Source organism: Psychrobacter arcticus 273-4, from assembly GCF_000012305.1.
Lineage (GTDB): Bacteria > Pseudomonadota > Gammaproteobacteria > Pseudomonadales > Moraxellaceae > Psychrobacter > Psychrobacter arcticus.
This window is the reverse complement of record NC_007204.1, coordinates 2,320,848-2,336,760: the sequence shown is the minus strand read 5'-3', so window position 1 is coordinate 2,336,760 and position 15,913 is coordinate 2,320,848. Positions and strand designations below refer to the sequence as shown.

8 protein-coding genes are annotated in these 15,913 nt (G+C 42.9%); 7 read left to right on the top strand and 1 reads right to left on the bottom strand.

Annotated elements, in window-relative coordinates; translation table 11 throughout:
* Nucleotides 1–44: 44 nt before the first annotated feature.
* The 7 genes from rplK to PSYC_RS09755 all read left to right on the top strand — a co-directional run bounded on the left by rplK (nucleotide 45) and on the right by PSYC_RS09755 (nucleotide 12,817).
* Complete coding sequence (gene rplK / locus PSYC_RS09785) at nucleotides 45–476, top strand: 50S ribosomal protein L11 (RefSeq protein ID WP_011281149.1); 432 nt, start codon at nucleotides 45–47, stop codon at nucleotides 474–476.
* The gene (gene rplA, locus PSYC_RS09780) at nucleotides 476–1,177 is read left to right on the top strand and encodes a 50S ribosomal protein L1 (RefSeq protein WP_011281148.1); all 702 of its coding nucleotides are present in this window, start codon (nucleotides 476–478) and stop codon (nucleotides 1,175–1,177) included. Before rplK ends, rplA begins: the two co-directional genes overlap by 1 nt.
* A gap of 437 nt (nucleotides 1,178–1,614) precedes the next feature.
* Nucleotides 1,615–2,142 (top strand): 50S ribosomal protein L10, encoded by a 528-nt coding sequence (gene rplJ, locus PSYC_RS09775; RefSeq protein WP_011281147.1) that lies wholly within the window; start codon nucleotides 1,615–1,617, stop codon nucleotides 2,140–2,142.
* 126 nt (nucleotides 2,143–2,268) lie between these two features.
* The gene (rplL, locus tag PSYC_RS09770; RefSeq protein WP_011281146.1) at nucleotides 2,269–2,640 is read left to right on the top strand and encodes a 50S ribosomal protein L7/L12; all 372 of its coding nucleotides are present in this window, start codon (nucleotides 2,269–2,271) and stop codon (nucleotides 2,638–2,640) included.
* A gap of 754 nt (nucleotides 2,641–3,394) precedes the next feature.
* Nucleotides 3,395–7,513, top strand: a complete 4,119-nt coding sequence (gene rpoB, locus PSYC_RS09765) for a DNA-directed RNA polymerase subunit beta (protein ID WP_011281145.1) — start codon at nucleotides 3,395–3,397, stop codon at nucleotides 7,511–7,513.
* A gap of 188 nt (nucleotides 7,514–7,701) precedes the next feature.
* On the top strand, nucleotides 7,702–11,922 hold the full coding sequence (rpoC, locus tag PSYC_RS09760) for a DNA-directed RNA polymerase subunit beta' (protein ID WP_011281144.1): 4,221 nt from the start codon (nucleotides 7,702–7,704) through the stop codon (nucleotides 11,920–11,922).
* 355 nt (nucleotides 11,923–12,277) lie between these two features.
* On the top strand, nucleotides 12,278–12,817 hold the full coding sequence (locus PSYC_RS09755) for a DUF6586 family protein (RefSeq protein ID WP_011281143.1): 540 nt from the start codon (nucleotides 12,278–12,280) through the stop codon (nucleotides 12,815–12,817).
* A 341-nt stretch (nucleotides 12,818–13,158) separates the two neighbouring features.
* Here PSYC_RS09755 and PSYC_RS09750 read toward each other — a convergent pair whose 3' ends face one another.
* Nucleotides 13,159–15,765, bottom strand: coding sequence for a penicillin-binding protein 1A (locus tag PSYC_RS09750; RefSeq protein ID WP_011281142.1), 2,607 nt, complete (start codon nucleotides 15,763–15,765; stop codon nucleotides 13,159–13,161).
* Nucleotides 15,766–15,913 lie beyond the last annotated feature (148 nt).

Here is a 15,913-nt window from a genome sequence, read left to right as displayed (position 1 = left end):
CTATGTATATTGATTTGGCGCTATTACCCATTTAGGAGAGAATCATGGCTAAGAAGATTGATGGTTACATCAAACTGCAAGTGCCTGCAGGCAAAGCAAATCCTTCACCACCGATTGGTCCAGCATTGGGTCAAAAAGGCGTGAACATCATGGCGTTCTGTAAAGAATTTAACGCTGCAACCTCAAACCAAGAGCCGGGTCTACCGATTCCTACTGAGATCACTGTATACAGCGATAAGTCTTTTACCTTCATCATGAAGTCACCACCAGCTGCGTATCTACTACGTAAGGCTGCTGGCATTGCTAAAGGTTCTGGTACACCTAATACCGCTAAAGTCGGTAAAGTTGACCGTGCGCAACTAGAAGAAATCGTTAAGACTAAAGATGCAGATTTGACTGCAGCTGATCTTGACGCTGCTATCCGTACCATCGCTGGTACTGCACGTTCAATGGGTATTACCGTGGAGGGTGTATAATGTCTAAGCTAACCAAACGTCAAAAAGAAATCAATAGCCGTATTGAGCACGAAAAACAATACACGATCGAAGAAGCGGTTCAAATCTTAAACGATTTACCACCTCTTAAATTCAAAGAGTCTATTGATATCGCAGTAAACTTGGGCGTTGACCCACGTAAATCTGATCAAGTCGTACGTGGCGCAACCAACTTACCTGCGGGTACTGGTAAAACCAAACGCGTTGCTGTATTCGCTCAAGGCGCTGCTGCTGAAGCCGCTAAAGAAGCTGGTGCTGACATCGTTGGTTTTGAAGACCTAGCAGAATCAATCAAAGCCGGTAACATGGACTTTGATGTCGTTATTGCTGCTCCTGATGCAATGCGTGTTGTTGGTCAACTAGGTACTATCCTAGGCCCACGTGGTCTAATGCCTAACCCTAAAGTCGGTACGGTTACGCCTAACGTTGCTGAAGCGGTTCTTAACGCTAAAGCCGGTCAAGCACAGTATCGTGTAGACAAAGCAGGTATTATCCACACGACTATCGGTCAAGTTGGTTTTACTGCTGAGCAAGTAATCCAGAATGCTGAAGCACTGATTTCAGATTTGAGACGTGCTAAGCCTGCTACTTCTAAAGGTACTTTCATCAAGAAAATTACCTTGTCTAGCACCATGGGTCCTGGTCTAAGTATTGATCCAGTTCCATATCGCACAGCGAAATAATTAAATACCACCTGTTATTCAACGATTTTGAATAACAGGACAAAATATTTTAAAGAATTAGGTCAGCGTAGCAAACGCTATGCTGTCTAAGACCGTAGGTAGAGAGCGGTTTAATGGAATGGATGATGACTCTTGTAGATCATGATTTATCACATTGAGCTGCTGTTGTTAATCGATGACAGATGAAAATCTTAATTGTCCTACGCAGACGGTGGCCCACCCAGTTGTTGATAAGAGCCGATAGGGCAACCTATCACTTGATGTCATTCTGATAACGGTGCCGTAATCAGTCGTTATAAGTAAATTAAATTTGCTGATAACGTGTCGTATCAAGTCAGTCTAAGCGAGTGTTTTAATTATTGATAACTGAGGCTTAAAAGCTTAGGTTTTAAATGATTAAATGCTCAGCTGATTGATAAGATTAAAGGAGTCAACTTATGGCATTAACGCTAGAGCAAAAACAACAAGTTGTGGCTGAAGTGTCTGAAGTTGCTGCTAATGCTTACTCAGCAGTAGCTGCCGAATATCATGGTATTGGTGTTGCAAAGCTTACTAAGCTGCGCGAACAAGCCCGTGAAAAAGGCGTCGTTTTGAAAGTGGTAAAAAATACCCTAGCAAAACGTGCGTTTGAAGGCACTAAGTTTGAGAGCATGTCAGACCGTATGACTGGTCCATTACTTTTGGCTTTCTCTATGGAAGATTTGGGATCTGCTGCTCGAGTCGTTTTCGACTTCAGTAAAGATAACAAAGCTTTAGAGACCAAATTGGTATCAGTTGGTGGTGTTGTTTATGGTCCAGAAGAGCTAGAGCGCGTATCGAAGCTACCAACTCGCGACGAAGCAATCTCTATCTTGATGGCTACTATGAATGCACCAGTGACCAAGCTTGTCCAGACTATGAACGCAGTTCCTGGCAAGTTAGTTCGCACTGTTGCAGCAATCAAAGACGCAAAAGAAGCTGCTTAATTGCTTGTTTTAACGTAACTTTGACATCGCCGATTGCACTTTATTGTCAACACTATTTGAACATTTGGCAAGCAATCCAAGCGATATTAAAATCAATTAATTTTTATCAGATAACGGAGAGTTCTCATGGCACTATCTAAAGATGACGTGTTAAACGCAATCGCTGAAATGTCAGTAATGGATATCGTTGAATTAATCAGCGCTATGGAAGAAAAATTCGGCGTAACAGCTGCTGTTGCTGCTGCACCTGCTGCTGCTGGTCCTGCTGCTGCTGCTGCTGAAGAAAAAGACGAGTTTGACGTAGTTCTTGCCAGCTTTGGCGAGAAGAAAGTTGGCGTAATTAAAGCCGTACGTGAAGCTACTGGTCTTGGCCTGAAAGAAGCGAAAGATTTGGTTGAAAGCGCTCCAGCTTCAATCAAAGAAGGCGTTAACAAAGCTGAAGCTGAAGAGTTGAAAAAGAAACTTGAAGAAGCTGGTGCAACTGTTGAACTAAAATAGTTTAACGGTAGTACGAAAAAAAAGCTGGTAATGCCTTGCATTGCCGGCTTTTTTTTACTATAATTACTAGCTTGACCTTTTGTGTCTGCCAACAGTCGTAAGCAACAACACGGTGGATACCCATCAAAAGGACAGACGATATACATGCAAGCACACTTAGTAGTTATTGAAACCAGATAATATGGCTAAACGTCAGTAGATGTTTGGCATTTTTTTGTGTCTGCACGTTTTTCTATTAACTCTATCGCTTATAATGACTTTAAATATTATTATTTCTAAGATTTATAGTTGTCCTATTTATTACTAATCAAAAACTGTTGAATAAGCTCTCTAGCGTGGCGTTACTGTCAGTATATAGGCTCGTAGACGGTAGATATCAGTGACGATATTGATTTTGGTAGCAGCCAGTTTGGATGTTAAATCGTTTATAGACCATGCTAATAGTATTTATATTTAGGCAAGATAACTGTCGTTTAAGCGTTAAGAGTGACATATTGCCAACACTTTAAGATTGAATTTTTCGCTCTAGGCAGTCATATAGGCTGACTTAAATCACGATAACAAGATTGAATTAAATGATAGGTGCTAAGCAGGCACTGATTAGCAAGCACTGATTAGCAAAGCAGTTATTGATATAAAGATTAAACCTTGAATACCCGTTTTATATTATCGTTTACGTCGCTTAGTTTGCATAGTATTTATGCACACCAGCCACGATTTTCATTTGTTTCCACGTTTACTGTAAGGACTCTCGATGGCATATTCTTATACTGAAAAAAAGCGTATTCGCAAAAGTTTTGCTGAATTGCCTACTGTGATGGACATTCCCTATTTGTTGTCTATCCAAGTAGATTCTTATGAGCAATTTTTGCAAGAGCATAAAAAGCCAAAAGCTCGTGAGAATACTGGCTTGCAAGCTGCATACTCTTCTATTTTTCCAATTGAGAGTCACTCTGGTAATGCAGAGCTACAATTCGTTGAATACTATTTAGGTACGCCTGAATTTGATGAGCGTGAGTGTATCTTACGTGGTTCGACGTTTGCTGCGCCTATGCGTGTCAAAATTCGCTTAATCATCAAAGACAAAGATAGCAAAGATAAAGACAGCAAAGCGGCTATTAAAGATATCCGTGAGCAAAGCGTTTATATGGGCGAGATGCCACTTATGACCGCTAACGGTACCTTTATTATCAATGGTACTGAGCGTGTTATCGTCTCTCAGCTTCATCGTTCACCTGGTGTGTTCTTTGACCATGATAAAGGTAAGTCGCACTCAAGTGGTAAAGTTCTATATAACGCTCGTATCATTCCTTACCGTGGTTCATGGCTTGACTTTGAATTCGATGCTAAAGACTTAGTTTTTGCTCGTATTGATCGTCGTCGTAAGCTATTGGCATCTATTATTCTGCGCGCTTTAGGCTTAAGCACTTCTGAGATCTTAGATTTATTCTTTGATAAAGTGAAGGTTTATAAAGGTGAAGAGCAGTTCGAGATTGATCTGGTTGCTGATCGCTTACGTGGTGAGATGGCACAGTTCGATATCGTTACTCCTGAAGGCGACGTAGTTGTTGAGCAGGGAAAACGTATTAATGCTCGCCGTATCCGTCAGCTTGAAGAAGCGGGTATGACGAAAATCTCGATTCCTGATGAATACTTATATGAGCGTATTTTAGCAGAAGACATCATCGTTAATGATGAAGTTATCGCTCGTGCTAACACGCTGATTGACCATGAATTATTGGTTAAACTAAGTGCATTTGAAGCCAGTGAATCTATTAAAGAATTCAGTATTCTGTTCACTAATGATATCGATCAGGGCAGTTATATTGCTGATACGCTACGTGCAGATAGCACGTCAAGCCGTGAAGAAGCTTTGATTGAGATTTATAAAGTCATGCGCCCAGGTGAGCCACCAACGGTTGAGACTGCTGAGAAACTTTTTGACAGCATGTTCTTTAACGCGGATCGTTATGACTTATCGAATGTCGGTCGTATGAAGTTTAACCGTCGTTTAGGTCTTGATTTTGTAGATACGGATGACGCTGATATTCAGCGTGAACGTAGCGTATTGACCAATGCCGACATCGTTAACGTATTAAAAGAGCTGATCGAGATTCGTAATGGTCGCGGTGAAGTTGATGATATTGACCATTTAGGTAACCGCCGTATTCGTTCGGTCGGCGAGATGGCAGAAAACCAATTCCGTGTCGGTCTAGTACGTGTTGAGCGTGCGGTTAAAGAGCGTTTAAGCTCAGCAGAATCTGATAATTTATCGCCACAAGATTTGATTAATTCAAAACCTGTTGCGGCAGCGGTTAAAGAATTCTTTGGCTCAAGCCAGTTATCACAGTTTATGGATCAGAATAATCCATTGTCTGAAGTGACGCATAAACGTCGTGTTTCAGCGTTAGGACCCGGTGGTCTGACCCGTGAACGTGCAGGCTTTGAAGTACGTGACGTACATGATACGCATTATGGTCGCGTATGTCCGATTGAAACTCCTGAAGGTCCAAACATTGGTTTGATTAACTCATTAGCAACTTTTGCTAAAACTAATAGCTTCGGCTTCTTAGAGACGCCTTATCGTCGTGTGGTAGATGGTAAAGTCACGGATGTTATTGAATATCTATCAGCAATTGAAGAAGTAGGTACGGTCATTGCACAGGCTGATTCACCAGTGACCGCCGATGGCGCGTTATCTGATGAGATGGTCAGTGTGCGTAGTTATGGTGAATTCGTCCGCATGCCGCCAGAAAAAGTGACACATATGGATGTGTCGCCAAGTCAGGTAGTATCGGTCGCAGCTGGTTTGATTCCATTCCTAGAGCATGATGATGCTAACCGTGCCTTGATGGGCTCGAACATGCAGCGTCAGGCGGTTCCTACGCTACGTGCTGATAAGCCGTTAGTAGGTACGGGTATGGAACGTCACGTTGCGCGTGACTCAGGTGTTTGTGTGATCGCTAAGCGTGGCGGCGTGATCGAAGATGTTGATGCGTCGCGTATTGTCGTTCGTGTTAATGAAGCAGAGATGATTGCTGGTGAAGCCGGTATTGATATCTATAACTTAGTTAAATACACACGTTCGAACCAAAACACTTGTATCAACCAACGTATTATCGTTAACCAAGGCGATGAAATTGCTTTCGGTGATATCTTGGCTGATGGTCCATCAACGGATCTTGGTGAGTTAGCATTAGGTCAGAACATCCGCATCGCATTTATGCCGTGGAATGGTTACAACTTCGAAGATTCAATCTTGTTATCTGAAAAAGTCGTGAAAGAAGATCGTTTCACGACCATTCATATTCAAGAATTGACCTGTGTGGCGCGTGATACCAAGCTAGGTACTGAAGAGATCACTGCTGATATTCCAAACGTTGGTGAAGCAGCTCTATCAAGTCTTGATGAAGCCGGTATTGTTTATATTGGTGCTGAAGTTGACGCTGGTGATATCCTAGTTGGTAAAGTGACACCAAAAGGTGAGACGCAACTAACGCCAGAAGAGAAATTGCTCCGGGCTATCTTTGGTGAAAAAGCCGCTGATGTGAAAGACACGTCGTTACGTGTTCCAACATCAAGCAAAGGTACGGTTATTGACGTACAAGTCTTTACCCGTGACGGTGTTGAAAAAGATGCGCGTGCAAGAGCGATTGAAAAATCACAGCTTGATAGCTATCGTAAAGATTTAAAAGAAGAGCTCCGCATCTTTGAAGAAGCAGCTCGTGGTCGTATTGGTAATCTTTTAGATGGTCAAAAAGTCAGTGGTGGTTCTGGTCTAAAAGCCGGTACAATCATGGCATTGGCTGATATGAAAGATATGAGCCTTGAGACTTTGCTTGATATCCAGCCAGTTGAAGAAGAAATCTCTGAGCGTCTAACGCAAATCGCAGAGTACTTAGTTGATAAGCAAAAAGATATCGATGTGAAGTTTGCTGAGAAAAAACGCAAACTGACGGCAGGTGATGATTTACAACATGGCGTACAAAAAATCGTTAAGGTCTATCTAGCGGTTAAGCGTCGTATCCAGCCTGGTGATAAAATGGCGGGTCGTCATGGTAACAAAGGTGTGGTATCACGTATTATGCCAGTTGAAGACATGCCGTATGATGAGCATGGCAATACTGTCGACATCGTATTGAACCCGCTTGGTGTTCCATCACGTATGAACATTGGTCAGGTTCTTGAGACGCATTTGGGTATGGCAGCAAAAGGCTTGGGCGAAAAAATTGATGGCATGCTCAAATCGCAAGCAGCAATCAAAGATTTGCGTGAGTTCTTAGATAAAATCTATAACCAAGTGGGCGGCGAGCAAGTCGATCTTGATAGCTTAACTGATGATGACATCATGGCGCTAGCAGATAACTTGCGTGCTGGTGTGCCAATGGGTACGGCAGTATTCGATGGTGCAAAAGAAAGCCAAGTTAAAGATTTGCTAGAGCTTGCTGGTATGGATCGTGATGGTCAGCAGACGTTATATGATGGTCGTACGGGTCAGAAGTTTGACCGTAAAGTGACGGTTGGCTACATGTATATGCTGAAATTGAACCATTTAGTCGATGACAAAATGCATGCGCGTTCAACTGGTTCATACTCACTAGTGACGCAGCAGCCTCTAGGTGGTAAAGCTCAGTTTGGTGGTCAGCGCTTTGGTGAGATGGAAGTATGGGCACTAGAAGCTTATGGCGCGACTTATACCTTGCAAGAGATGCTGACTGTGAAGTCGGATGACGTTGAAGGCCGTACGCGTATGTACAAAAACATCGTCGATGGTGAGCAATATATGGATCCAGGTATGCCTGAATCGTTTAACGTGTTGACCAAAGAAATCAAATCACTGGGTATTAATATTGAGTTAAAACAAACCCATTAAGCATCGCTGACTGAAGCTGCTTTTAACCCAGTTTCAGTTAATTATTATCCTTAATGGTCAACCTAAAGGCAGTATGCTCATTGCTGCTGCTTTTAGTGATTTGTCTCAACCCTATTCATTGCCTTCATTCATCGTGGCCGCGCTCATAATACGCTGTCAGATGATTATAAAGATAACGGAGAAGCAACTTGAAAGATTTACTCGATATCATGCAAAGCCCTACCAGCAATGGTAACCATGAGTTTGATAGCATCCAAATTACCTTGGCATCGCCTGACGTTATTAAGTCGTGGTCGCATGGTGAAGTAAAAAAACCTGAAACCATTAACTATCGTACGTTCAAACCTGAACGTGATGGTCTTTTTTGTGCCAAAATTTTTGGTCCAGTAAAAGATTTTGAATGTTTATGTGGTAAATATAAGCGCCGTAAATTCCAAGGCGTTATATGCGAAAAATGTGGCGTTGAAGTTACCACGGCTAAAGTTCGCCGCGATCGCATGGGTCATATTGACCTAGCGAGCCCTGTTGCGCATATTTGGTTCTTAAAATCATTACCAAGCCGCATCGGTCTATTGCTAGATATGACGCTTCGTGATATCGAACGCGTATTGTATTTTGAAAGCTATATCGTGACTGAGCCAGGGTTGACTTCTTTAGAGAAGTATCAACTGCTTGATGATGAAGATTATTATAAAGCGCTTGAAGAATTCGGTGATGAATTCACGGCCAAGATGGGTGCTGAAGCGGTTCAAGACCTTTTAAAAGATATCGACTTAGATTTAGAGATTGATGAGTTACGTGAAGCGATTCCGCAAACTGGTTCTGAAACCAAGCTTAAAAAGATGTCTAAGCGTCTTAAATTATTAGAAGCTTTCCGTAATTCTAATAATAAGCCTGAGTGGATGGTAATGAATATCTTACCAGTACTACCACCAGATTTGCGTCCTCTAGTACCACTTGAAGGCGGTCGTTTTGCGACATCAGATCTTAACGATTTATATCGCCGCGTTATTAACCGTAATAATCGTCTAAAGCGTCTGCTTGAGCTAAGCGCTCCTGATATCATCGTACGTAACGAAAAACGTATGTTGCAAGAATCAGTAGATGCATTGTTAGACAACGGTCGCCGCGGTCGTGCGATTACTGGTAGTAACAAGCGTCCATTGAAATCTTTGGCTGATATGATCAAAGGTAAGCAAGGTCGTTTCCGTCAAAACTTACTAGGTAAACGTGTTGATTATTCTGGTCGTTCGGTGATCGTTGTTGGTCCAACCTTACGTCTACATCAGTGTGGTCTACCGAAGAAAATGGCACTTGAATTGTTCAAGCCATTTACATATAACAAATTATTGTCTCATGGCTTGGCGACGACGATTAAAGCTGCCAAAAAAATGGTAGAGCGTGAAGAGCCACAAGTGTGGGATATGCTGGCCATGGTTATCCGTGAGCATCCAGTGCTGCTTAACCGTGCGCCAACGCTTCACCGTTTGGGTCTACAAGCATTTGAGCCAGTACTAATCGAAGGTAAAGCGATTCAGCTTCACCCTCTAGTTTGTACCGCATTCAACGCTGACTTTGATGGTGACCAAATGGCGGTACACGTGCCATTGACACTAGAAGCACAGCTTGAATCACGTGCACTTATGATGTCGACCAACAATATCTTGTCTCCTGCTAACGGTGAGCCAATCATCGTACCATCACAAGATGTGGTATTGGGCTTGTATTACATCAGCCGCTCGTCAGTGAATGCCAAAGGCGAGGGCATGATTTTTGCCACCGTTAATGAAGCATTGCGTGCGATTGGTTCAAACGATTTACATGTTAACGCCAAGATTAAAGTGCGTGTGACTGAAACGCATATTGATGATGACGGCAATCGTACTAAAGAGACGAGTATCAAAGATACCGTTGCTGGTCGCTTGTTAATCTGGAACATCATGCCTGTTGGTATGTCGTTTGATGAATGTAATGAAGAGATGACGAAGAAGAATATCTCTAAATTGATCAACTCTTGCTACCGTAAAGTGGGTGTTAAAGAAAGTGTTATGTTTGCTGACCAATTGATGTATCTTGGTTTTGCACAAGCAACACTGTCTGGTGTGTCTATCGGTATCGATGACATGGTCATTCCACCACTGAAAAAGCAAATCATCGAAGTGGCAGAAGCAGAAGTGCGCGAGATTGAAGATCAATTTGAGCAAGGCTTTGTAACGGCTGGTGAGCGTTATAATAAAGTGGTTGATATCTGGTCACGTACCAATGACAAAGTCGCCAAAGCGATGATGGACAACTTAGCGACTGATAAAATTATCAACGCTAAGGGTGAAGAAGAAGAGCAGAAGTCATTTAACTCTATCTTTATCATGTCAGATTCTGGTGCTCGTGGTAGTGCCGCACAGATTCGTCAGCTCGCTGGTATGCGTGGTTTGATGGCTAAGCCAGATGGCTCAATCATTGAGACACCGATTAAGGCTAACTTCCGTGAAGGTTTGACCGTACTGCAGTACTTTATCTCAACGCATGGTGCGCGTAAAGGTCTTGCGGATACGGCACTAAAAACCGCTAACTCAGGTTACTTGACGCGTCGTTTGGTTGACGTGGCACAAGATTTGGTTATTACCAGTGATGATTGTGGTACTGAGCAAGGCTTGCTCATGAAGCCACATATTCAAGGCGGTGAAATCATTGAGAAGTTGGGCGAGCTAGTACTAGGTCGTGTAACGGCACGTGATGTTACTTATAACGATGATGCTGAAAAAATCTTGATTCCAGCTGGTACTTTAATCGATGAGCATTGGGTTAAGGTGCTAGACAATAACGCAATCGATGATATTTGGGCACGTTCAGTGATTACCTGTGAGATCGAACATGGTGTTTGTTCACAGTGTTATGGTCGTGACCTTGCTCGTGGTCATAAAGTGAATATCGGCGAGTCAGTCGGTGTTATGGCAGCGCAGTCTATCGGTGAGCCTGGTACTCAGTTGACCATGCGTACTTTCCACGTTGGTGGCGCAGCAAGTTCTGCTTCTGTGGACAACAGCATTTCAGTTCGTAGTGCTGGTCAAGCGCATTTTGAAAACATGAAAACTGTACAGCACACTGATGGTCACTTGGTTATCGTATCACGTTCAGCTGAAATCGCCTTGACCGATGAACTTGGTCGTGAGCGTGAGCGTTATAAAGTACCTTATGGTTCAAGCGTCCTCATAAAAGACGAAGAGCAGGTTGAAGGCGGTCAAACCATCGCTAAGTGGGATCCACACACGCATCCTATTATCACAGAATTCGCGGGTACAGCACGTTTCAGTGAAATCACTGATGGCTTAACTGCTACAGTAAAAGTTGATGACGCGACTGGTATGAGCTCGTTTGAGATTCTAGCGACTCGTGACCGTTCAAGCTCAGCAAAAGACTTGCGTCCTGCGATTATCTTGAACACCGACGAAGGTAAAGAAGTGATTTACTTCTTACCCGCTGAAACCATCATTCGCGTCAGCGACGGTGAAAAAGTAGCAGCCGGTTCGATTCTAGGTCGTGTACCACAAGCATCTTCAGGTACCAAAGATATTACCGGTGGTCTGCCACGTGTAGCCGATTTATTCGAAGCTCGTCGTCCAAAAGATCACGCTATCATGGCAGAAATGAGCGGTGTCGTTAGCTTTGGTAAAGAAACCAAAGGTAAAAACCGCTTTATCATTACTAATGAAGATGGCGAGATTCATGAAGAGCTGATCCCGAAATGGCGTCAAATTAACGTCTTTGAAAACGAGACAGTTGCCCGTGGTGAGGTTATTGCTGATGGTCCACAAAATCCGCATGATATCTTACGTCTAAAAGGACAAACCGCGCTTGCTGATTATATCGTCAACGAAGTACAGGACGTTTATCGTCTGCAGGGCGTAAAAATCAACGATAAGCACATCGAAGTCATTATTCGTCAGATGTTGCGTAAAGTTGAGATTACGGATGGCGGTGATTCAAATCACTTTAAAGGCGATCAGGTAGAATATGCTGATATCAAAGCATTGAATGCTAAGCTGGAAGCGGAAGATAAATTCCCAGTTCAGTTTGAGCGTCAATTACTTGGTATCACCAAAGCAAGCTTGGCAACGGAAAGCTTCATCTCAGCCGCATCGTTCCAGGAAACCACACGTGTCCTAACGGCTGCTGCGGTTACTGGTAAAGTGGATGAGCTACGTGGTCTGAAAGAAAACGTGGTGGTTGGTCGCTTAATCCCTGCTGGTACGGGTCTTGCTTATCATAAAGCTCGTAAAGAAAAAGCGGAGCAAAAACTGCAGGATAAAGACTTAAATGCAGCGTTTGATATGTCAGCGACTACTGACAGTAAAGACTTTGCAAGTTTCGATGAAGCGTTTGCTCAAGAGCTGAATCAAGGTAATCATTAATTTAAATAACGTTCAGTTATTTGCATAAACAAAAAAGCCAGCCATGTTGCTGGCTTTTTTTGGTCTTAAAAAAGTTAAAGATAAAGCATTGTTTTCTTGGGATATGACAGTATAAAATATAGTCGGTGAAAAGTAATATCGATACAACACGTACTACTGGTGCAAATTTTTCTTGCTTGCTGTGCCTACGCAGACAGAGGCTGCAAAAAATTTACACCAGCAATACGGTAGCGACTTTAAAGTATTTCAACTATAGTACACTGCCATAATAGCCTTTACTTAAACAGGTACAGCTTTCGGGTGAAGCCTTCATAATTTATTGTTATCATTAATATTAACCAAAAAGGATAGGCACATGGCAGATAAAACTCGCGTTGCCAAATACCAAGCTGACCGTACCAATCAAAAGCTATATTTTTGTCGCCTTGCCTGTCAAGCCGCTGCAAATACAACTGACAAACAGCTATATCAAGCGCATTGTGAGACCGCTATTTTTCATTTATACGGTACGTTTTTAGCTTTTTTACAAGAGCTGGGTCATTTTTATAATATAACGCTGACGACGCCGACGTTGCTAGATATTGAAGAGGCACTCAGCGAGCGTACGCAAGTATCACCTGAAATACAGCGATTACAGCAGTTACAACAGCAGGGGTTTTTAGCAGATATAGAACATGCATATCACCGTTGTTTATATGCCGTGGTATCTGATCATATAGTTGATAAAACAGCATCAAATGACAAGACGGAAGGAACAGTAGAGTTGCCCGACTTGATTGTAAATGTCGTGACACTGTCGAATCAATGGTTGCCAGATGATGCGACTATACGTGAATGGCGCCAGCAGTTTTTGGAGCTGATTGAACAGCTACGTGCTGGTATGGTAGAGTTTTAGTCCTGATGGCTTAGATATAGTTGAAATACTCTAAAAACGCTACGGTACTGCAGGTGTAAATTTTTTGCAGCCTCTGTCTGCGTAGGCACAGCAAGCAAGAAAAATTTGCACCAGTAGTACGTGTTGTATCGATATTACTTTTCACCGACTATATGTATTATTTTCAAAGCTTCATTATGAATGTCTAGTGATTTTATGATTAACTGCTGCCCTTAAGCTGAGCAAGGTATAAGATTACATGCAACTGAAATATGTCCCATAAAAAAGGCTGGCTCAGTGTTTACTGAACCAGCCTTTTTTTAAACGTATCAATATATTAAGCAGCCGCTATAAACAGTCTATTACTCAGGCATCGCTGGCATACGCTCTACAGGCTTGACTACTAATGGTTTTGGTTGCTGCGCTGGGCTATTAATAATACCGTTATTAGTAGGTTTAGCTACGGTCGTACCTTCCGGCGTTTCAACAGGTTTTGGAGTAGGTGGCTGGCGCTTTTGAATAGATGTCTTGACCGGTTTTTCCGATTTGCCTACATCAGTATCTTCGCCATCAAGTTCAGTGACCCCTTTATCCATCATCTCTATAATGCTTTGCTTTTTGGATTTGGCACGGTTATTAATAGAGACCCATTGGCTAGGCGTGTCTTTGAGCTGGGCTTTCATAAAATCCATCCAAACAGGTAATGCTGCCACACCACCATATTCGCGACGACCCATGGTTGATGGTTGGTCAAACCCCATCCAGACGACGGTAGCATTGGTAGGGTGGAAGCCTGCAAACCAAGCATCTTTTGCTTCATTGGTGGTCCCTGTCTTGCCGCCAATATCATCACGTCCCAAAGATCTGGCTTTTACCGCAGTTCCACGCTGTATCACATCACGTAAAATATCTGCCATCTCATAAGCTACTTTAGGCGTTAAAATACGTGGTGCTTGTTCGGCGCGCACGTACTGTACGACCGGTGCTTTTAAACGATCCGATTCTGGGCTGGCATCATAGATGCTCAAGTCTGTCTTTTTACTGTCTTTGGTAGTGGTGCTGTCTACCTTATCAGCCTCTATTTTTGCATCATACTCTTCGGTCAGTTTTTTATTGACATCGTTGAGCTGCTCATTGAAACATAGGGCACAAGCTTGCTGAGGATTGGCTTGAAATAAAAGCTTGTTATTATAATTATAAATTTGTTCGATAAAATAAGGCTGAATGCGATGCCCACCATTGGCAAAGGTGGCGTAAGCGGTTGCCATTTGTAATGGGGTTGCTTGACCTGTGCCCAATGCTAAAGACAAAGTAGTTGGCAGTTTTTCTTTATCAAGACCAAATTCATCTAATAAGTTGCGAGCATCAGAGACACCAATTGCTTGCAGCAAGCGAATAGACACTAAGTTACGTGATAAATAAAGTCCGCGGCTTAACGTAATATCACCTAAGAAGCGACCATCGGAATTTTTCGGCTTCCAGTCACCTACTTGAAGGGGGCGATCGGAGACTATACTGTCTGGACGATAGCCTTTTTCTAAAGCGGCGGTATAGACAAGAGGTTTAATGGTGGATCCCGTTTGACGCCAGCCCTGCAGAGCACGGTTGAATTTACTATGATTAAAATCAAAGCCACCGACCAAGGCGCGAACGCCGCCGGTATCAGGATTTAGAGAAACCAAACTACCTTGTACTTCAGGTATTTGACCAAGCTGCCAACCACCACTAGCAGTAGGTATCAGGCGAATAATATCGTTCTTACTCACTATTTGGCTGGCATTACTTGGAAAATAACCGATACGATCAGCAGAGATATATTTGCGTGCCCAGCGCATGCCAGACCAATTGACGGTCACGCTTTTTCCTGAAAGCATAGTTGCCTCAAAACTACTGGTATTCACTTTAGTCACTTTGGCAGGCGACATATTGCTGTAGCGCCTGAAATTCTCTAGCGGTTCGTCATTTGCTTCGGCGCCGCGCCAGCCATGGCGATGCTCGTAAGCGACCAAGCCAGATGACACTGCCTTTTCTGCATCTATTTGTGCTTGACTATCAACCGTCAAGTGTACACGCCAGCCGCCATGCATGACTTGCTCACCATAGCGCTCAACCAAAGCCGCGCGCGTCATTTCCGCTAAATACGGCATATTAACATCCAGCTTTTCTTGATAAAGCTGGACACCAATGGGCGCGTTAATAGCTTCGTCATGTTGGGCTTTATCGATATAGCCCAATTCGTGCATGCGACCAATGATCCAGTTACGGCGCGTGAGCGCACGACTTGGATTGGCAACAGGATTGTATTTAGAAGGGGCTTTAGGCAAACCTGCCAGCATTGCCATCTCTGCAATGGTGAGATTCTCTAGTGATTTACTGTAGTATTTTTTGGCAGCAGCGCGAATACCATAAGCACCTTCGCCTAAGTATATTTTATTGACATAAAGGGTAAGGATGTCGTTTTTACTCAGCTCGTCTTCAATTTTACGGGCTAAAAACAATTCCGTTAGTTTACGGTTTAATGTGCGATCTGAGCTTAAAAAATAGTTTTTGGCGACCTGCATGGTGATGGTTGAACCACCTGTTTGGCTTTCATCATCCGTCACCACTTCGGTAACCGCGCGCCCTAATCCTTTAATACTAATACCACTGTGCTGAAAAAACGAAGAGTCTTCTGCTGCTAAAAAAGCATGGGTCAAATCTTCTGGTATTTCTTCAAAGGTAATAGGTAATGATAAACGGTTCCCATATTGCCCAATCAATTTGTCATCACTACTATATATCTGTAATGGCATCTCTAAATTTGCCGTCTTAATCTCTTGCGTACTTGGCAACGTTGGCGATAAATACATCGCCATACCATAGAACCCAATAGGGACAGCAAGCGCCAATACGACCGCCAATGCTAGACAGGCAATGAAAAGCCCCACCAAAAAGTGAATGAGACGAACGGTAGCATTTTTTTTGGTCATAGTCAGACTTATCGATTAAGGTTTGCAACAGATAAAAAACATTATACCTTGAACAAAATAGCCAAGTAATAATAAATGTGTAAGTTAGTCTTTACTGCACATTTAAATGCTTGAATCTATCTATTAAGTAAAGTATCGTACTAAATTA